The following is an 18,512-nucleotide window of genomic DNA, read 5'->3' on the forward strand; positions in this document are numbered from 1 at the left end:
CAGCAACACCGAACGCGCCGCAGCCCTTGCACCGTGGATCGAGTACTACAACACTCGACGACGCCACAGTGCACTCGACGGTCATCCGCCCATCAGCCGACTGCAACCAACCTGATGGCCGGGTACATCTAGGCCAGGCAAAGGGGCCGGGTTCGATGCGCATGGGGCGCAACGTGCTTTCGGGCATGTTCCGCTACGCGGTGCGCAAGGACGCATTGAGCGTGAACCCTGTGCGGGAATCCCAGCTCGCGCAGAACATCGAGGCCAAGGGCCGAACCGGCGGTGCGCGGGATATCACGGTGGATGAGCTGCGCACGATCCTGGCGGCTGTCCGCACGTCCCACCTACCGTGCCCCCGCAAGCTGTCGCGAGCCGAACGGACACGGGGCAAGCCGGTCAAGTCCTACACTCCGCCGACCGTGGCGGAGTTCTGCGAGAGCGCCGACTTGGCCGACTGGGTAACGGTGCTGGCGGGTACTGGGCTGCGGCGGAGTCAAGTGTTGGGACTGCTGTGGTCTGACATCAACCTGGACGCGCGCACGCTGAGAACAACCGGGAAGGTGGTGCGGGTCAAGGGCAAGGGTCTCGTGCGAGTGGCGAACGACAACGATCCGAAGAACCGGAAGGGCGTCATTGCCCTACCTGATTTCGTCGTGGAGACATTGAAGCGGCGGCGGAAAGCTCTCGCGGCTCGCAAGCTGGCATCGCCCCCCAAAGGCGAGGACACGCTAGACCTAGTGTTCCCGTCCACGATGTGGACGCTGCGGGACCCGCAAAATGTCGGGCACGAGTGGCAGCGAGTACGTGATGCGCTCGGCATCCCTGACGATGTGACGCCGCACAGTTTCCGGGTGCTGTCGCAACGATCCTGGACGACGCGGGCTTGTCGGCCCGAGTGACAGCGGACGTGCTGGGGCACGTAGACCCGGCCATGACACAGCGGCGGTACATGGCACGCGGCCGGGCTCATCATGCCGCTGCCGATGCGCTGGACCGCGCGGTGAGCGGAGAGCCCTGAGATAGGGACGGAGAACGAATTGTTGGGATTTAGTTGGGAGTCGAGCCGTTCAGGGTTAATCCATCTACCCACGAAAACGGCTTCTACCAGCAAGTATGGAGCCGCCTGGGGGAATCGAACCCCCGACCTTTTCATTACGAGTGAAGCGCTCTACCGACTGAGCTAAGGCGGCGTGCCTTTCGGCCAGGGCAGTCTATCGTCTCGCGGCCCGATCGCGAAAACGGGTGGTCACGGTCACTGTGCACGGGCCGCGATCAGGGCGGCGGCCATGGCGGCGAGGGCGAAACGGGGTTTGACGTTCAGGTCGAGCGCCGTGCGGCAGGCGAGAACGGCTTCGATCGACTGCAGCAGGCCCTCGGGTCGCATGCGGTCGGCCAAGTCGTGAATCTCGTCGGACAGGTCGGGGTGGGTGAGGGCGACGCCGGAGCCGAACCGAGTGGCGCCGAAGCGGACGGCCAGTGCGTCCCGGTAGACGCCCGCCACGTCGATCAGGGCGCGGTCGAGGGCGTCGCGGCCGGTGCGGGTCGCGCGGGACTTCTGCCGCCGCTCCAAATCCTTCAGCACGCCGGCGGAGCCGCGGGTGGCGCTCGCCGCGCCCTTGCCGGTGCCGCCCGCGCCCAGCGCGGTCGCGAGTTCCTCACGCTCGCGTTCGTCGCGGGCCGCGCTCATCTGCTTGGCCTCGTCGTCGGCCGCACGGACCAGCTCGTCGGCGGCGGCGTAGGCCGCGCCGGGCTTCCCGACCGCGGTGACCAAGGCCAGCGCGCGCTGACGGCGGGCGCGCGCCTCCGCGTCGGTGGCGAGCCTGCGAGCGCGGCCGACATGGCCGCCGCTGATGGAGGCAGCCCAGGTCGCGGTCTTCTCGTCGAGATCGTCGCGTTCGCGCAGCACCCGCGCGATGGCGGGCACCGACGGCGTCACCAGATGCACGTGCCTGCAGCGGGAGCGCAACGTGATCGAGATGTCCTCGGGATCGACCGAGGGCGCGCAGAGCAGGAACACCGTCCGGTCCGGCGGCTCCTCGACGACCTTGAGCAGCACGTTACCTGCCGCCTCGGTCAACCGGTCGGCGTCCTCGATGACCACCACCTGCCAGCGGCCGGTGCTCGGCCTGCGCGAGGCCACCTGCACGATCTCGCGCATCTCCTTGGTACTGATGCTCAGCCCCTCGGGCACCACGCGGCGAACGTCGCCGTGTGTGCCCGCCATGGTCGTGGTGCAGGCGTGACACCTGCCGCACCCGGGCGTCCCCGAGTCGGTGCACTGCAACGCCGCCGCGAAACACAGCGCCGCGACGGATCTGCCCGACCCCGGCGGGCCGGTGAACAACCAGGAATGCGTCATCGCGCCCTCGACCGCGCCCCCGCGCGCCGCGACGGCGGCAGCCGTCAGCTCGGACTCGACCGCCTCCTGGCCGACCAACCGATCGAAGACTCCCGCCACGGCGTACACCCTATCGGCCCCTCCCGACAGTTACGGGCCCATGCCGACCGGTTATCCCGACCACGGCAACGTGCGCACTCCCTCGCACCACCCGGTCCGGCTCCCATCGGCCGTGCCGGTACCGACGAGCCGTCCGGACACGCGCACCGTGGACCGAGTCGGCAGCGAACCGTCCGCACGAGGAGGCGGGACAGAGCTCGCGTCCGCGAAGGTGTTCAGCGCACCTTCGGTGATGTGCTGAACCACGCCTTCGAAGCCGAGCGTCGCCGAGATCTGACAGCTGTTCCGTCAAGCCGACCACTGCCGCCCCTGGACAGTCCTGTACGAGTCAGGAGGCGCGCTGCTGCGTGCTGTTCGCCCCGTCCAGCGCCTCGCGGATGATGTCTGCGTGCCCGGAGTGATGCGCGATCTCCCGCAGGATGTGCAGCACCGTGTAGCGGACCGACTGCCAGATCCGCTCCGGCACCCACGGCGAGGTCGGAGTCGGTATCGAGACGTCGAGATCGTCCACCGTGCGGATCAGCTCCGCTGTCGCCGCGGCCACCTCGTCCCAGTCGGCCAACAGGCCCGCCACGGTTTCCTCGGCCGCCATGACGTACTCGCCGCCGAACTTCGAGACGTCGAGTTCCGCGTTCTCGTCCCGCCGCACGATCACCGTCGTCCAGTGCCGTTCGCAGCTGACCAGGTGGTGCAGCAGCCCGCCGAGGGTCAGCTCACTCACGGTGGTCCGCCGCCGCGCCTGTTCGTCATCGATGCCGCGCAGCGTGATACGGAACAGCTCACGCTGGTCGGCGAGCATCGCGATCAGATCCTCGCGCTCTTGTTCGGTAGCCATGCCGCTCAGGCTACGGCTGTCGCCACGAGCGAGAATTCACGACTTTCCGACGCCGGTCTTCTTCGCCGCCGTCTTCTGTGCCGTGGTCTTCTTGGCCACCGTCTTAGTAGTGGTCGCCTTCTTGGCGGCGGTCTTCTTGGCCGCCGTCTTCTTCGCGGGCGCCTTCTTCGCCGCGGCTTTCTTCGCGGTCTTCTTCACCGGTCCGCGCGCCCGCCGGTCGGCGAGCAACTCCATGGCCCGCTCCGGGGTGATCGATTCGATCTCGTCGCCCTTGCGCAGCGTCGCGTTGGTCTCGCCGTCGGTGACGTACGGGCCGAAGCGGCCGTCCTTGATCACCATCGGCTTGCCGGAGGCCGAGTCGTTGCCGAGTTCCCGCAGCGGGGCGGCGCTGGAAGCCTGCCGCCCACGGCGCTTGGGCTCGGCGTAGATCTTCAGCGCCTCCTCCAACGTGACGGTGAAGATCTGGTCCTCGGTGTTGAGCGAACGTGAGTCGGTGCCCTTCTTCAGGTACGGCCCGTAGCGTCCGTTCTGGGCGGTGATCTCCTCGCCGCTGTCCGGGTCCGTACCCACCACGCGCGGCAACGACAGCAGCTTCAGCGCGTCGTCGAGCGTGATCGTGGCCAGGTCCATGGATTTGAACAGCGAACCGGTGCGCGGCTTGGGCGCAGCGGCCTTCTTCGCGGTCTTCTTGGCCGGTTCCTGCCCTTCCTCGGCCTGCGGTTCGGGCAGGATCTCGGTGACGTACGGACCGAAACGGCCTTCCTTGGCGACGATTTCGTGTCCCGTCCCGGGATCCACACCGAGCGAACGGCCCTCTTGCGGGGTCGCGAACAGCTTCTCGGCGACCTCGGGGGTCAGTTCGTCCGGTGGCAGATCGTCCGGGAGATTGGCCCGCTGGGATACCGAATTGCCTTCGGGGTCATCGGGATCGGCGACCATCCGCTCCAGGTACGGCCCGTACTTGCCCACCCGGACCACGACGTCGCGCCCGGCGGCGTCGTTGAACAGCTTGATGGAGTTGATCTCGCGCGCGTCGATGTCGTCGAGTCGCTCCCCCACCATCTTCTTCAGACCGCCGGAGCGCGCGACCGACCCTTCCACGCCGTGATCGCCGCCGAAGTAGAAGCTGGACAACCAGTTTCCACGCTGCTCGCGTCCACCGGCGATGGCGTCGAGGTCGTCCTCCATGGCAGCGGTGAAGTCGAAATCGACCAGTCGGCCGAAATGCTCCTCCAGCAGACCGATCACGGCGAACGCCACCCACGACGGCACCAGCGCGCTGCCGCGTTTGTAGACGTAACCGCGGTCGAGGATCGTCTTGATGATCGACGAATACGTCGACGGACGGCCGATGCCGAGCTCTTCGAGCGTCTTGATCAGCGACGCTTCGGTGTAGCGCGCCGGCGGATTCGTGCTGTGCCCATCGGGATTCAACTCGACCGCGGTGACAGCCTGGCCTTCCTCCAGTGCGGGGAGCCTGGACTCGGCGTCGTCGGACTGCCCGCCGGCCTCCTCGTCGACGCTCTCCACATAGGCCTTCAAGAAGCCGGGGAACGTGATGGTGCGGCCGGAAGCGGAGAACACGCACTCCTCGCCGGTGCCCGCGACGCCCGTGATGCGCAGCGTCAGCGTGGTGCCCCTGGCGTCGGCCATCTGGGAGGCGACGGTGCGCTGCCAGATGAGTTCGTAGAGACGGAACTCGTCGTTGTCCAAGCGCGCGTGCAGTTCGCCGGGCGTGGCGAACGTATCGCCCGCCGGACGGATCGCCTCGTGCGCCTCCTGCGCGTTCTTCACCTTGCGGTTGTATTGCCGCGCGGTCGGGTGCACGAACTGCGACCCGTAGAGCTGGGTCGCCTGCGCGCGCGCCGCAGCGATGGCCGACTCCGACAACGTCGTCGAGTCGGTGCGCATATAGGTGATGTAGCCGTTCTCGTACAGGCGCTGCGCGACCCGCATGGTCCGCTCGGAGGTGAAACGGAGTTTGCGCCCCGCCTCCTGCTGCAGCGTCGAGGTCATGAACGGCGGATAGGGCTTACGGGTGTACGGCTTGGCCTCCGCCGAGGAGACCACCAGGTCGGCGCCATCCAGCGCCTCGGCCAGCCGCCGCGCGTGGCCTTCGTCCAGCACGACGACGCCGTTGGCAGCCTTGAGCTGCCCGTCCGATCCGAAGTCGCGTCCCGTGGCGACCCGCGCGCCGTCGACCGTGACCAAACGCGCGCCGAAGGTCCTCGGGTTGGTGGCGTCGCTCTCCTCGCCGTTACCCGCGTCGAGCTTCGCGGCGATGTCCCAGTACTCGGCCGAACGGAACGACATCCGCTCGCGCTCGCGCTGCACGATCACCCGGGTGGCCACCGACTGCACGCGGCCCGCCGACAGCCGCGGCATGACCTTCTTCCACAGGACGGGGCTGACCTCGTAGCCGTAGAGACGGTCGAGGATGCGGCGGGTCTCCTGGGCGTCGACCAGATCGTTGTCGAGGTCGCGGGTGTCCGCGGCGGCGGCCTGGATCGCGGGTTCGGTGATCTCGTGGAACACCATCCGCCGGACCGGCACCTTGGGTTTGAGCGTTTCCAGCAGGTGCCAGGCGATCGCCTCGCCCTCGCGGTCGGGGTCGGTGGCCAGGTAGAGCTCGTCCGCGTCCTTCAGCAGACTCTTGAGCTCGGTGACCTTGGCCTTCTTGTCCGGGCTCACGACATAGATGGGTTCGAAGTCGTTGTCGACGTCCACGCCGAGCCGCGCCCAGGACTGGCCCTTGTACTTGGCCGGGACGTCGGCCGCTCCGCGCGGCAGATCCCGGATATGACCGACCGACGCCTCGACCGTGTAGTTGCGACCCAGGTACGGCGCGATCTTGCGGGCCTTGGTCGGGGACTCGACGATCACGAGACGACGCAGGGGACGGCCCTGGTCGGCTGCACCGCGGTCTCGTGTTGCCACCGGCGAATACACCTTTCCTGATCGACCCGCGCTGCGTATTTCCGCTGTGCGCGGCTTGGGGTGAGCGGCTGCGACGGCTGAATGTCGCACCAGACACGTTTATACCGTGACGCCGCGGGTGGTCGAGTGCTTGCGACTCGAACCACCGAGCGTACGCCCGTCAGTTCGAATCAGTATGCCTGGTCGTTTCGCCACACCTGCGCCGCGGCATGCTCGGCGGTCCGCACCGCCGGCTCACACGGGCCGTGACTACCCCAGATATAGCTCGTCCCTCACCCCGTTGCCGGTGGTGAGGGACGAGCTGTGGATCTTGCGCCGCTCAGCTGAGCGCACGCACTCCGGTGGCCTGCGGGCCCTTGGTGCCCTGGCCGACCTCGAACTCGACCTTCTGGTTCTCCTCGAGGGTGCGGAAACCCGAACCCTGGATCTCGGAGTAGTGGACGAAGACGTCAGCGGAGCCGTCCTCCGGCGCGATGAAGCCGAACCCCTTCTCCGCGTTGAACCACTTCACAGTTCCCTGTGCCATTCTGTTCCTTCTCTTTTCTTACCGGAACGGCGGACAACTGGGTTCGTCCACCGGGTCCGTTCCGACCGCTGTACTGTTGGTTCCCCCTGCAGGAAAGCACCAAGCACACCGTTCGCAACATCGATCCTGCTGACGGTTTGGACTTTGGATCCGTCCCTCGAACACAGAAGCTTGCGACCAGGAACCAGTGAACCATGTCTTCGGGCAATTCAACAGTCGAGTTACCGACAATTTGCAAAAAAGTTGATCTTGCGAATGCGCAGGTGAGGGACACAATGGCGGAATCCGGACTCGGGGTTCGTTTGCTTGGTGATAACCGAGTGGACGTTCGGCAAAGAAGCTGTGACCCAGGTCGCTATTTGGTATCGAAATGGCAGGTAGAGGTTCCGGGACACACACGTTTCACACTTCCCGAGCGTGTTGCGGGGTTCCAGCGGTGAATCCACCCGACTCAGCGCTGCGCGGACGGCCGCGAACCGAGCTCAGCTATGGGACATCGTTGCTGAATCGTGTCCTAACCGGGGCGCCGGACGACGACCCCCGGCTGACCCACGTGGCCGAACTCCCGGCACGGGCCGCCGACCGTTCCACCTGGCCTGCCTGGGCATCGCCGGAAGTGGTTGCCGCGTTGCGGGAGACGGGCATCCAGGCGCCGTGGAGCCATCAAGTGGAGACGGCGGATCGGGCGTTCCAGGGACAGCACGTGGTGGTGAGTACCGGTACCGCGTCCGGCAAATCCCTTGGTTACCAGCTTCCGGTGCTCACCGCGCTGCAAGCAGATCCGAAGGCCACCGCGCTGTATCTTTCCCCGACGAAAGCGCTCGGCGCTGATCAGCTGCGTGCCATCGGTGCCATCACCCATGAAGGCCCGTTGCGGGATATCCATCCGGCCACCTATGACGGTGATACGCCGGCCGAGATCCGGCAATGGGTGCGCGCCAACGCACGTTGGATCTTCACCAATCCGGACATGCTCCACCTGGGCATCCTGCGATCACATCAGCGCTGGGCGCGCGTACTGCGCAGGCTGCGCTACGTGGTGGTGGACGAATGCCACGCCTATCGCGGCGTTTTCGGGTCGCACGTCGCATTGGTGCTGCGCAGGCTGCGACGCATCGCCGCACGATACGGCGCCGATCCCGTGTTCGTGCTGTGCTCGGCGACCTCCGCCGAACCGGCGACCGCCGCGTCGCGCCTGGTCGGCGCATCCTGCACCGCGGTCACCCGGGACGGATCGCCGCAGGGGCCACGGACCGTCGCTTTCTGGGAACCGCCGTTGCTCACCGCGATGACCGGCGAGAACGGCGCGCCGGTGCGCAGACCCGCCACCGCGGAGTCGGCGCGGATCATGGCGGACCTGGTGGCCGAAGGTGCGCGGACCTTGACCTTCGTGCGTTCCCGGCGGGCCGCCGAGCTGACCGCGATGGAGACCAAAAGGTTGTTGGTCGAGGTCGATCCGGATCTCGCCGCACGCGTGGCGTCCTATCGAGCGGGATATCTCGCGGAGGATCGACGCGATCTGGAAGCGGCGCTGTCGGACGGATCGCTGCTGGGCGCGGCGACGACCAGCGCGTTGGAGCTCGGGGTCGACATCGCGGGCCTGGATGCCGTGGTCATCTCGGGTTTTCCCGGAACGGTGGCGTCGTTCTGGCAGCAGGCAGGACGGGCGGGACGACGCACGCAGGGTTCACTGGTGCTGCTCGTGGCGCGGGACGACCCGTTGGACACCTACCTGGTCCACCACCCCGAAGCACTGCTGGAGAAACCGGTCGAGGCGTCCATCACCGATCCGCGCAATCCCTATGTGCTGGGTCCGCAATTGCTGTGCGCCGCGCTGGAACTGCCGCTCACCGACGGCGAAGTGGAGGAGTTCGGCGCTCGCGCGGTGCTGGGCGAGCTGGCCGAGAAGGGCCTGATCAGGCGGCGCGGCACCGGGGAACGCGCACGCTGGTACGTGACCGCGGAGACGCAACCGCACGACGCGGTGGATGTCCGAGGTGGAATCGGCGCTCCGGTGGCCATCGTGGACGGGGAGACCGGCAGGCTGCTGGGCACCGCCGACGCGGGACGGGCCCGGGCGACGCTGCACCCGGGTGCCGTCCACCTGCACCAGGGCGAGACCTATGTGGTCGACGAGCTGGATATGGAGGACGGTGTGGCTTTCGTGCACGCCGCCGAGCCGGGGTGGACCACCAGCGCGCGTCAGGTGACCTCGATCGCCGTCGACGCGGTGACCGAATACCGCGCGCACGGTCACGTGACGGCCGGGTTGGCCCAGGTGCGGGTCACCAGCCAGGTGATCGGCTACTTGCGCACGCTGAACACCGGGGAAGTGCTCGACCTGGTCGAACTCGACCTGCCGCCGCAGACGTTGCCCACCAGGGCCGTCATGTACACCGTGACGCCGCAGTTGTTGGGGCTGGCGGGTATCGAGCCACAGGACGTTCCCGGAGCGCTGCACGCGGCCGAGCACGCCGCGATCGGACTGTTGCCCCTGGTGGCGACCTGTGACCGGTGGGACATCGGCGGCGTCTCCACTGCGGAACATCCGGACACCGGGCTGCCCACCGTCTTCGTCTACGACGGCCAAGCCGGCGGGGCCGGGTTCGCCGAACGCGGGTTCGGGCTACTGCGACAGTGGCTTTCGGCGACCCTGTCGGCCATAGAGTCGTGCGGCTGCGCGGCCGGCTGCCCGTCCTGCGTCCAGTCCCCCAAGTGCGGCAACGGGAATCACCCGTTGGACAAGGCGGCAGCGGCACGCCTGCTCACCGCCGTGCTGGCCGAGCTGCCCGCCGAGCAGCACGCGCCGCTCGATTCGTGACGGCGCAGAGCCGGACATGTGACCAATTGTCGACCTTGCCAGCGCACATGCTGGACCAGCCGTGAGATCTCCTAGTGGAATGGCGTCGCTTCACCTCGCCGGAATAAAAAGGATTGGATTCATGTTAACTAGACTATTGCCACCCTCTCCATTGCGGACATGCGCATTCATCGGTTTTTGATATCTCGGTCCGTGCGCGGAATTCTGCGAGCCCGCTTTTAACCCGCCAGTAGAATTGCCGATTTCCGCTACTAGAAGCGACGTAAGCGCGATCGTGTATCGAACTCCGTCACTCTTCAACCGGTCCGGCACGTGCGCTCGCCCGAACGACGCGATCCCCATACAGACCTATTGGTACATTCCTTTCCACGGTGACCGTGGCGTCCCACTCCGCGGCCTCGCAGACGCGGATTCGCGTCCCCATCCACCGCGCCACCCCGTCCGCCTCCGCGCACGCGGCGTCGACGCCCTCGACCAGTGCACCCGCGGCGGCCAGCGCTGCCATATCGGCGGCCGCCTGCGCCCGATGCCGTGCGACCACCACGACGCCCACCTGCGCGAGCAGGAGCGTCACACCGATCAGCGCGACCAGCGCCAGACACACGAAGACGGTGGCCACCCCCTCGTCCCCGGATACACGGAGCCCGTACACGAGGCACATGCGCCACCCGGCCCGGTCGCTGCGGCCGCCGACCTCGCCCGGCTCACCGCCGCGCGCATCCACGGCACACGCTGACGTATACCGCGCATCGGCGCCGGTCATCGACCGCACCGGTACCGACGGCGCGGGCTGCCGACAAGGACAGCGACCCACTCGCCGCAACCGCGAGCCTCGCCACCGTCCGCGCGTCGGCACCGTCACCACGACCCCCTCGGCCACCGACCACGCCGGTACTGACGGCGCTGGCTGCCGATAAGACAAAGACCCCACTCAGCACCGCCCCTCCGACCAGTCACGCGCCAACCCCGCCCTTGTCCGCCCATCGGCACCCGTGGTCCCCCTCGGTCATCGACTGCACCAGTACCGACGGCGCGGGCTGCCGACAAGGACCACCCACTCAGCGCAGCCGCTTCGACCAGTCACGCGACAACGCCGCCATGATCCGTGCGTCGGCACCCGGACACCGACCCCCTCGGCCACCGACGCCACCGGTACCAACAGCGCGGGCTGTCTGCGACGACCCGACTCAGCGCCGCCCCTCGGATCAGTCACGCGCCAACCCCGCCATCGTCTGCCCGTCGGCACGCGGTCACGACGACGTCGGCCACCGACCGCATCGTCACTGGCGGTTGTCGACGAAAGAGACGGCTCAGTGCCCGAGCACGTTCTGGCGGCATCGGTCACCGCGACCTGGCCGTCACCCGATACGGTTGCAGCCGATTGGGCCGGTTGCGTCACGCCCCTTCTAGGAGCGGGCCCTTCGCTCGAGACTTTCGGGTGACCGGTCGGCACCGTACCTGCGGCCAGAGCACCGTAGGCGGTGGAAGGCGGTCTTCGTGCGGGGCCGACCGCTGCCGCCTTCACTTCGCGGCCCCGGGTTCGAGGGTCGCGACCGCTTCGGCACGGAGGGTGAGCAGCGGTAGCAGTGCGGTTCGCGCGGAAACCACGGCTACGGCACGAGTGCCCTCGGTCCGGAACACGATGTCGGCCGATGGGGGCGCGATGCGCGCGGCCGCTGGGCGGGCGTTCGCCTCATCGCCCCGTGCGACGAGGCGGGCCGCCTCGCGGGCGGCGTCGACACAGCGGACCTGGGTCGACGCCGCCAGCAAAGCCCCGACACAGAGCACCACGGTGGCGACGACCGCGACGAGTGCGAGCGCCGCCTCGATCGTCACCGCTCCCCGATCACCACCCGGCCCCGGCGCGCGACGGCACGGCCGTACCACGTCGACGGCTACACCGAGGTGTTCAACGCCCGATCGATGATCTTCGTCAACGCGTTCACGATGCTGTCGCCCGTCACCACGCCATAGAGCACCGCGCCGAACGCTGCCGCCGCGATCGTGCCGATCGCGTACTCGGCCGTGCTCATGCCGTCCTCCGCGACCGCCGCCCGTAGCACTCGCGCACGCAAGTGCATATATACAGCCTTCGTCCGCCGGCCCACGGACCTCGCTACCCCCTGGATACGCACCCGATTCCTCCTTTCCAGCCCGTGCGGCCGCTCCGCACGAGCACGCTTCTCCCGATGAACGGTGCGTCGCGACCGCACACCGCTGCCCCGAACCCAACTGCCCACCGCCAACCCCTAGGTCCAGAACTAACAAGCGCACGCCCCGCGATACACCCGACGACAGGACCCCGCCCCGCCCCCTAACCGCCGATGAGTCCACGCACCACGCGACCGCACACAGCCCTCCGGAAACCGGCACATCTGGCGAACACTCACGCTGCGACGACCCTGACGACAGCACCTCCCCCTCCCGCAGACCCGCCGACGAGCCAACGCGCCAGGCGACCACTCCGCGCCCACGGGGAATCCACGCACCCGCATCCGGCCAGTCCGCGCCTTGCGAGTCAACCGACGACCTTTTGCCCCGCGGCTCGATCGCCGACGACCCAACGCGCCAAGGGGCCACACCGCGACCGCCGATAGACGGCACATCCACATCCGGCGAGTACGCGCCCGGCGGTGCCCCTGACGACAGAACCTCGCCCGCCCGCGGAACCGGCGCGGAACCGATGTGCCAGGTGACCGCACCACTCGCGTTGTACGTGCCAGCGGTCTGCCGCAGAAGCGAGCATCTGTTGCGACGCGGCACCAGGGCGGTTTTGACCAGCTGCGGCGCACTGGAGATCAGCGGGGTGACGCCGCGTCGGATGTTCCCCGATCCAGCGGGAGGCACAGCCGCCGGCGCGGGTCGTCCAGCCGTGCCCGAACGAAGCTGGGCGGATGTTCCGCACGAACGTGGCATGGCATGCCTCGTACGAGCTGCGGGCGTGGGCGGGTGTGCGGTTACAGCAGGCCGCCCTCCAGCACGCGGCCGGCCAAGCCGATGACCACCGGCACAATGCCCAAGCAGACGAAGGCCGGAAGGAAGCACAGACCCAAGGGGCCGCCGATCAGGACGCCCGCCCGCTCCGCCTTCGCGGCTGCCACGTCTTCGACCGCGGACCTGCGCTGCTCGGCCAGTTCCGACACCGCGGCCGCCAGTGACGACCCGGATCGGGCCGAACGCCGCGCCATCCGTGCCAGCGAGTCGACCTCCTCGGCTCCGGGACGCCCGTTCGCATCCCGAGCCACCTGAGCCCAGGCCGTGGACGCGTCGGCTCCCAATGCGAGCAAGTCCGCCGCCCGTCGCAGTGCGTCGCCGAGCCCTTCCGGTGCTTCCGGCGCCACGGCCCGAGCGGCCCCTGCCATGGGCAGCCCGGCGCGCAGGCAGGCCGCCAGCAGGTCGAGGACGGAGGCGACAGCCAGCGGATCCGTCCCGTGGTTCGCTCGGTGTGATGGCTCGGCCGATGCGTTCGGTCTTCCGCCGAGGGCATGCAGCCGCCGGTTCACAGCCACCCGTCCCGGCGGAAGTACGAGCGCGGCCGCCACCAGTAGCAATGGCAGTGCCGCTCCCGGGGTAGTTCCCATCGTCGACCTTCCTTCCCGAAGGTATTGCGCGAGAGATAATTGCGTGAACTGTCGTCAGGCCGGACGGCCGCGCACCCTGCGGCGGCGACGCGCAGGCATCGCAGATACGGCCTCCGATGAAGGTGGCGATGCGGTCGGTCTGCAATCGCGGCAGCCCGAGGAGCCTGCCGAGCGGGTAGCGGCTTCGCACGGCCGCGCCACTCGCAGCTTCGATGTGAACAATCGCCGAGCGGGGTTGACGTGCGAACCTTCTCTGCCTACCGACCAAAGCCGGGCTCGCAGGCGGCAGTTGGTTCGGCCGCCCACGCACGATCGAGGAAAGTGACCTCATAGCAGCACCTTTCGCGTGATCACATCGGTCCACAGCAAGCCGGCACAGGCCAAACCTGTGCCGAGTGGGAGCAGCACGGTCCCCGCCGACGAGACGAACAGAACGTGCAGCGGCGCGGCGCCCATCATTTGGCCGAGTGCGATCCCGAGAAATGGAAGACAGGCCAGAACCGCCGCGGTGGCGCGCGCCCCGGCCAGCGCGGCGGTCGTGCGGCCGCGGAATCGGAGGCGCCCGGCGAGATCCGTCCGGACCGCAGACAGCAATTCGGCCAGTGCGAGGCCATGCTGCTCGGCCACCTGCCACGCGCCCGCGACCCGGGCGAGTTCCGCCGAGATCGGGGAATCCAGCCGGCGCAGACCCGCCGCCGCCGATCCACCGAGGCGGCTGCGGGCGGCGCCGACGGCGAACGCCTGTGCCGAGGCGCCCTGCGCCTCACGCGCGGCGCACTCGGCGGCGGCACTCGGGTGCGCTCCCACCCGCAGTTCGGCGATCACCGCCTCCAACGCATCGAGCAGGCGCCCCTGCTCGAGGTTCCTGCGGCGCTCCCGCGCCACCCGGCGAGCCCGCAGCCCTACCGTTCCGGCGATCATGCAAGCAGCGAGAAAAGGACCCGGCCCGAAGACGACGAGCGCAAAGACCATGCCGATGCCCGCACCTAGGCCCAACAGCAGCTCCGGCTCGGGCATTCGATAGTCGGCCTTGGCGATGAACAACTGTCCGAACCGGCGGCGTGATCGCGGCGCGGGCACCACGACCATCGCCAGCGCGAGACACAACACCGCGCCGCTCATCGGTCGAGCCGCTCGTTGAGCAGGCCGGACAGGTCTGCGGCGGCGGGGGCGGCGCCGGTGTGGTGCCAGGCCGGCGTGATCCGCACACAGCCGTCGCCCGAGCGGTTTACGAGACCGATCTCGCGCAGGCCGCGCGAGCCGTCCGCCCGGCGGTGCACATGCAGGACGACCTGCACCGCGGCGGCGAGTTGGCTGTGCAACGCGGCTCGCGCCATTCCCCCCAGAGCGGCGAGGGCTTCCAGCCGGGCCGGGACTTCTTGCGGCGAGTTGGCGTGCACGGTGCCGGCCCCGCCGTCGTGACCGGTGTTCAACGCGGTCAGTAGGTCGACCACCTCCGCCCCCCTGACCTCGCCGACCACGATCCGGTCCGGACGCATGCGCAGCGCTTGGCGGACCAGGTCGCGCACGGTGACCTCGCCGACGCCCTCCACGTTCGCGGTCCTGGCGACCAGCCGGACCACATGCGGATGCGGTGGCGCGAGCTCAGCCGCATCCTCGACGCAGACGATCCGCTCCGCCGGGTCCACCGTGGCGAGCAGGCTCGACAACAGCGTCGTCTTCCCGGCCCCCGTGCCGCCGACCACGAGGAAGGCCAGCCTCGCCCGGACGATGCGCTCCAGCAGGAGCTTCGCGTCGGCGGGCACCGATCCCGCCGCAGCGAGTGCGTCGAGTCCTTGGGTGGCCGGACGGAGTACGCGCAGGGACAGACAGGTGCCGCCGTGCGCGACCGGGGCGAGGACCGCATGCAACCGGACACCGAACGAATCACCCAGTGCCGTACCGGTTCCGGATAGACGGCCGTCCACCCAAGGTTGTGCGTCGTCGAGTCGTCGCCCCGCCGAAAGCGCCAAGCGCTGCGCCAACCGCCGGACCGCGGCCTCGTCGGCGAAGGTGATCGAAGTCCGTTCCAGGCCGTGCCCGCGATCGATCCACACCGCGTCCGGACCCGTCACCAAGACGTCCGCGACGTGCGGGTCGTGCAGCAGCGGTTCGAGTACGCCCGCGCCGGTCAGCTCGGTCTGCAACAGCCGCAGGGCACGCAGCAAGTCGGTGTCCCCCAGCACGCCGCCGGCCTCCGCGCGAATCGCGGCGGCGACCTGCGCCGGGTCCGGATCGCCGGTCTCGCCCGCAAGGCGCTCCCGCACCCGATCCAGCAGCTCGCTGGTCAGTATCGCGCTCATCGTCCCCTCCTCACCGTCGTTGCCCGGGTGGCGCGCTGAGCACACCGAGAACGGCGTCCGCGGCATCACGCAGCGGCCCGCGACGACGCACCGAAAGCCCTCCGCGCTCCAGCCGGTGCGCCAGCCCGGACTGGGCGCGGACGGCGGCCAGCAGCGGGATATCGAGTACTTCGGCGACCTCGGATCCGTGCAGTCCGCCAGGCGCCGGTCCACGAACGATCAGGCCCTGGTTCGGGTTTCGCCGCGCGATGTGCGCGGACACCGCTTCGGCGGCGGCGATGGCCCGCAGCCGCGCCGGAACGACCAGCACGACGAGGTCCGCGGAGTCGAGCATCTGGTCGGCATGCGGCCCCCGCTCACCGGAAATGTCGCAAACTACGAAATCGCCTGCGGCCCGGCCCGCTTCGATCACGGCACGGACTCCGGCCGCGCCGAGTTCGCGTGGCAATCTCCCCGCACCGCAACGCCCGCAGGACAGCACCGCAAGCCCGGGCGCCGCCCGGGGCAGGGCGCCGTGCAGGGCGGTCGCGGAGACACGCCCATCCTCGACCACCAGCTCGGGCCAGCGCAGGCCCGCCGTGTCCTCGATACCGAGCAGCAGGTCGAGGCCGCCCGCGAAGGGTGCGCCGTCGACCAGCAAGGTGTCGTGCCGGAACCCTTCCGCGGCGGCGCGCAGTGCGACCGCGACGGCGAGGGTGGACGCCCCTGCCCCGCCGCTCGCGCCCGCGACGGCGACCACCACACCGTCGCCCGCACGCCGCTCGCCGTACTCAGCAAACATCTCGATAAGCCCCACCGCCGCGCCGGGCAGAGCGATAGCCCGTTCCGCGCCGACCGCGGCGGCGGACTGCCAATCGAGCAAACCTGGCTCACCATCGGTTACCACCACCACGCCGGTCCGGCGCAGGTAGCCCGCGGCGGCCGAAGCTCGCGCCGCGGCAGTGTCCAGGATCACCAGCGGAGCCCCCGTCCACGCATGTCGGCCGACGGGCTGCGCTCGCTCGTCGAGCGGCCGTTCCGCTGCCGCCGCGATACGGCGGACTTCGTCGCGCAGGCGGTCGTCATCGATGAGCACGAGGGCGGGTGGCGGCCCGGGCGGCTCCGACGCTTCGAGGTTCATGCAGGTCAGCGTCGCCGAACGTGAGCTGGGAAAGAAGGGGCGATATGCCGGATGGGGATAAGTCCGGGGCTGTGGACAACCCTCCAGGGCCGGCGTCCTACCGCACTGTCCCGGAAATAGAGGACGGCCCCAGCCGGGGGGGGAGGAGGCTGGGGCCGTCGGGTTCAGCCCCGGGGGGTCGGGCTGAACGCGCCTGGACCATGTCCAGGTGCCAGCAATACTACACCCAAGCCCCGCCCAGAACGCAAGTCTGCCGACGGACATCTTTGCGGCCGTCGTGGCGTCGGCGTCTACGGGGCAAACTTCACGGACGCGCCGGCCGCAGCCACGCCGCCGCTCGGGACACACGTGCCGACGGGACGCCGGCGCAGTCCATCCGCCGCCCACCTGCGGCCCATCGAAGGCAAGGAGGCCACACGACAGGCGCGGCGGGGCGAATCCGTCCGCCCGCCGAGAGCCGCGCCGGGCTGCCGGGACGATGCGGAGTCGGCGCCCCCGCCTATCCTGGTCGGGTGGACCACTCAGCCACCACCGGTGCACGCGTCGCGGCCTTCTTCGATCTGGACAAGACCGTGATCGCAAAGTCGAGCACGTACGTGTTCAGCAAACCCTTCTACGCGCAAGGGCTGTTGAACCGCCGCGCCGTTCTGGAGAGCAGTTACGCCCATTTCCTGTTCCTGCTGTCCGGCGCCGACCACGATCAGATGGAACGGATGCGCGCCCACCTGACCAGCATGTGCGCGGGCTGGGACGTCGAACAGGTGAAATCCATTGTCGCCGAGACCTTGCACGAGCTGGTCGATCCGCTGATCTACGCGGAGGCGGCCGACTTGATCGCCGACCACCGGATCCGGGGTCACGACGTCGTGATCGTCTCGGCCTCCGGCGAGGAGATCGTGGGCCCGATCGCCGAAGCACTCGGCGCCTCGCACACCGCGTCCACCCGGATGGTCGTGGCGGACGGAAAATACACCGGCGAGGTGGAGTTCTACTGCTACGGCGAGGGCAAGGTCGCGGCCGTGGAAAAGCTCGCCGCGAGCGAGGGTTACGACCTGTCGCGCTGCTACGCCTACTCCGACTCGATCACCGACCTGCCGCTGCTCGGCGCGGTGGGGCACCCCACCGCGGTGAACCCGGATCGCAATCTACGCCGCGAGGCCGCCGCGCGCGGCTGGCCCATCCTGACCTTCTCCAACCCGGTTTCGCTGTGGGCGCGCTTCCAGGCGCCGTCCTCGATGACCCTCGCGGCCACGGCCGCGGTCGGCTTGAGCGCGGTACTCGCCGGTGCGATCAGCTACCGGATGCTGCGCCGCAGGCGTTGAGATCCGGCCGCCAGAGCACCTCGGCATGGCCGGTCGCCAGATGCTTGCGGGGCACTTCGCCGACTGGACGGAGAGGGCGGCGGACCAGGCATTTAACCACGAAACGCCGGGAAAAACGCCGATTATTCAATGTCTTGCGACCCCTTGATGTGAGTGCAGTCACAGTGTAAAAAGGTAACTACGGAAGGACGGAAGGCCAAGGCAGCACCGGAAGAGAAGGCGTTGTCTCCCGACCCTCCTTCCCAGCACGGACACCAGGCACCCACGCGGAGCGCGCCGCGACAAGGGCAGAAGCGTTGTGGGCCTGCGAAATACGGATAGTCGACGGCGAAGGCCTCGCACAGGTTGCGGGGATGAACCGGCCGATGTCCGGATTGTCGCCGAGGCCGCAGAACACAACCCACCTAGCACGCTTGGTAACCGGGTAGTCCGTGCTAGCGGGCGGTGAGGTCGACAGACAACGCCGCCCGCTTTGGTGTGTTCGGGGGGGTGTCCCTATGGTGTTCGTCAAGCCGCTGAGGTCGTGGGTGATCGGTAGAGTTCGCCGTGTTTGAGCATCGCGTAGAGGACGTCGCAGCGTCGCCGGGCCAGGCAGATGAGGGCGGCGTT

General features: G+C 68.7%; 15 protein-coding genes and 1 tRNA gene. 4 read left to right on the forward strand and 12 right to left on the reverse strand.

Annotation, left to right across the window (positions count from 1 at the left end; genetic code table 11):
* Both GVY64_RS35100 and GVY64_RS35105 read left to right on the forward strand, forming a co-directional pair.
* A partial coding sequence (locus tag GVY64_RS35100; RefSeq protein ID WP_159850387.1) for an integrase core domain-containing protein occupies positions 1-115 on the forward strand: 115 nt, incomplete at its 5' end.
* A 46-nt stretch (positions 116-161) separates the two neighbouring features.
* Complete coding sequence (locus GVY64_RS35105) at positions 162-899, forward strand: site-specific integrase (protein WP_159850746.1); 738 nt, start codon at positions 162-164, stop codon at positions 897-899.
* A 215-nt stretch (positions 900-1,114) separates the two neighbouring features.
* On the opposite strand, the gene GVY64_RS35110 is transcribed toward GVY64_RS35105, so the two are convergent.
* The 5 genes from GVY64_RS35110 to GVY64_RS35130 form a co-directional block, all read right to left on the reverse strand.
* Positions 1,115-1,190: transfer RNA gene (locus GVY64_RS35110), tRNA-Thr, on the reverse strand.
* Positions 1,191-1,252: 62 nt separating this feature from the next.
* Positions 1,253-2,458, reverse strand: a complete 1,206-nt coding sequence (locus GVY64_RS35115; RefSeq protein ID WP_159850748.1) for a DNA polymerase III subunit delta' — start codon at positions 2,456-2,458, stop codon at positions 1,253-1,255.
* Positions 2,459-2,786: 328 nt separating this feature from the next.
* The gene (locus GVY64_RS35120; protein WP_159850750.1) at positions 2,787-3,293 is read right to left on the reverse strand and encodes a mycothiol transferase; all 507 of its coding nucleotides are present in this window, start codon (positions 3,291-3,293) and stop codon (positions 2,787-2,789) included.
* Between the two features lie 36 nt (positions 3,294-3,329).
* On the reverse strand, positions 3,330-6,230 hold the full coding sequence (gene topA / locus GVY64_RS35125; protein ID WP_159850752.1) for a type I DNA topoisomerase: 2,901 nt from the start codon (positions 6,228-6,230) through the stop codon (positions 3,330-3,332).
* A 319-nt stretch (positions 6,231-6,549) separates the two neighbouring features.
* Positions 6,550-6,756: a cold-shock protein gene (locus GVY64_RS35130; RefSeq protein WP_011206895.1), complete on the reverse strand. Its 207-nt coding sequence runs from the start codon at positions 6,754-6,756 to the stop codon at positions 6,550-6,552.
* Between the two features lie 436 nt (positions 6,757-7,192).
* Between GVY64_RS35130 and GVY64_RS35135 the strand changes: the two genes are divergently transcribed.
* Positions 7,193-9,577, forward strand: coding sequence for a DEAD/DEAH box helicase (locus tag GVY64_RS35135; RefSeq protein ID WP_442939680.1), 2,385 nt, complete (start codon positions 7,193-7,195; stop codon positions 9,575-9,577).
* Between the two features lie 289 nt (positions 9,578-9,866).
* Here GVY64_RS35135 and GVY64_RS35140 read toward each other — a convergent pair whose 3' ends face one another.
* The 7 genes from GVY64_RS35140 to ssd form a co-directional block, all read right to left on the reverse strand.
* A complete protein-coding gene (locus GVY64_RS35140) occupies positions 9,867-10,340 on the reverse strand; it encodes an Rv3654c family TadE-like protein (protein WP_328821053.1) in 474 nt (157 codons plus the stop codon).
* A gap of 758 nt (positions 10,341-11,098) precedes the next feature.
* Positions 11,099-11,413, reverse strand: coding sequence for a TadE family type IV pilus minor pilin (locus tag GVY64_RS35145; RefSeq protein ID WP_201298306.1), 315 nt, complete (start codon positions 11,411-11,413; stop codon positions 11,099-11,101).
* Between the two features lie 59 nt (positions 11,414-11,472).
* Positions 11,473-11,658: a DUF4244 domain-containing protein gene (locus tag GVY64_RS35150; protein ID WP_159850758.1), complete on the reverse strand. Its 186-nt coding sequence runs from the start codon at positions 11,656-11,658 to the stop codon at positions 11,473-11,475.
* A gap of 876 nt (positions 11,659-12,534) precedes the next feature.
* The gene (locus tag GVY64_RS35155) at positions 12,535-13,158 is read right to left on the reverse strand and encodes a type II secretion system F family protein (protein ID WP_159850760.1); all 624 of its coding nucleotides are present in this window, start codon (positions 13,156-13,158) and stop codon (positions 12,535-12,537) included.
* A gap of 327 nt (positions 13,159-13,485) precedes the next feature.
* On the reverse strand, positions 13,486-14,280 hold the full coding sequence (locus GVY64_RS35160; RefSeq protein WP_159850762.1) for a type II secretion system F family protein: 795 nt from the start codon (positions 14,278-14,280) through the stop codon (positions 13,486-13,488).
* A complete protein-coding gene (locus GVY64_RS35165) occupies positions 14,277-15,461 on the reverse strand; it encodes a TadA family conjugal transfer-associated ATPase (RefSeq protein WP_159850764.1) in 1,185 nt (394 codons plus the stop codon). Before GVY64_RS35165 ends, GVY64_RS35160 begins: the two co-directional genes overlap by 4 nt.
* Positions 15,462-15,471: 10 nt before the next feature.
* Positions 15,472-16,581 carry a septum site-determining protein Ssd gene (ssd, locus tag GVY64_RS35170; RefSeq protein WP_159850766.1) on the reverse strand — a complete coding sequence of 370 codons (1,110 nt, stop codon included), beginning with the start codon at positions 16,579-16,581 and terminating at the stop codon, positions 15,472-15,474.
* Positions 16,582-17,093: 512 nt separating this feature from the next.
* Here ssd and GVY64_RS35175 point away from each other — a divergent pair.
* Positions 17,094-17,903, forward strand: coding sequence for an HAD family hydrolase (locus GVY64_RS35175; protein WP_159850768.1), 810 nt, complete (start codon positions 17,094-17,096; stop codon positions 17,901-17,903).
* Positions 17,904-18,512: the final 609 nt, after the last annotated feature.

Origin of the sequence: Nocardia sp. CY41, from assembly GCF_009829325.1 — a bacterium.
In the GTDB taxonomy this organism is placed as follows: domain Bacteria; phylum Actinomycetota; class Actinomycetes; order Mycobacteriales; family Mycobacteriaceae; genus Nocardia.

Coding starts and splice junctions, on each gene's coding strand:
- GVY64_RS35105 (WP_159850746.1), top strand. CDS start 162: ATGGGGCGCAACGTGCTTTCGGGCATGTTCCGCTACGCGGTGCGCAAG.
- GVY64_RS35120 (WP_159850750.1), bottom strand. CDS start 3,293: ATGGCTACCGAACAAGAGCGCGAGGATCTGATCGCGATGCTCGCCGAC.
- GVY64_RS35130 (WP_011206895.1), bottom strand. CDS start 6,756: ATGGCACAGGGAACTGTGAAGTGGTTCAACGCGGAGAAGGGGTTCGGC.
- GVY64_RS35140 (WP_328821053.1), bottom strand. CDS start 10,340: ATGACCGGCGCCGATGCGCGGTATACGTCAGCGTGTGCCGTGGATGCG.
- GVY64_RS35150 (WP_159850758.1), bottom strand. CDS start 11,658: ATGCACTTGCGTGCGCGAGTGCTACGGGCGGCGGTCGCGGAGGACGGC.
- GVY64_RS35155 (WP_159850760.1), bottom strand. CDS start 13,158: ATGGGAACTACCCCGGGAGCGGCACTGCCATTGCTACTGGTGGCGGCC.
- GVY64_RS35160 (WP_159850762.1), bottom strand. CDS start 14,280: ATGAGCGGCGCGGTGTTGTGTCTCGCGCTGGCGATGGTCGTGGTGCCC.
- GVY64_RS35165 (WP_159850764.1), bottom strand. CDS start 15,461: ATGAGCGCGATACTGACCAGCGAGCTGCTGGATCGGGTGCGGGAGCGC.
- ssd (WP_159850766.1), bottom strand. CDS start 16,581: ATGAACCTCGAAGCGTCGGAGCCGCCCGGGCCGCCACCCGCCCTCGTG.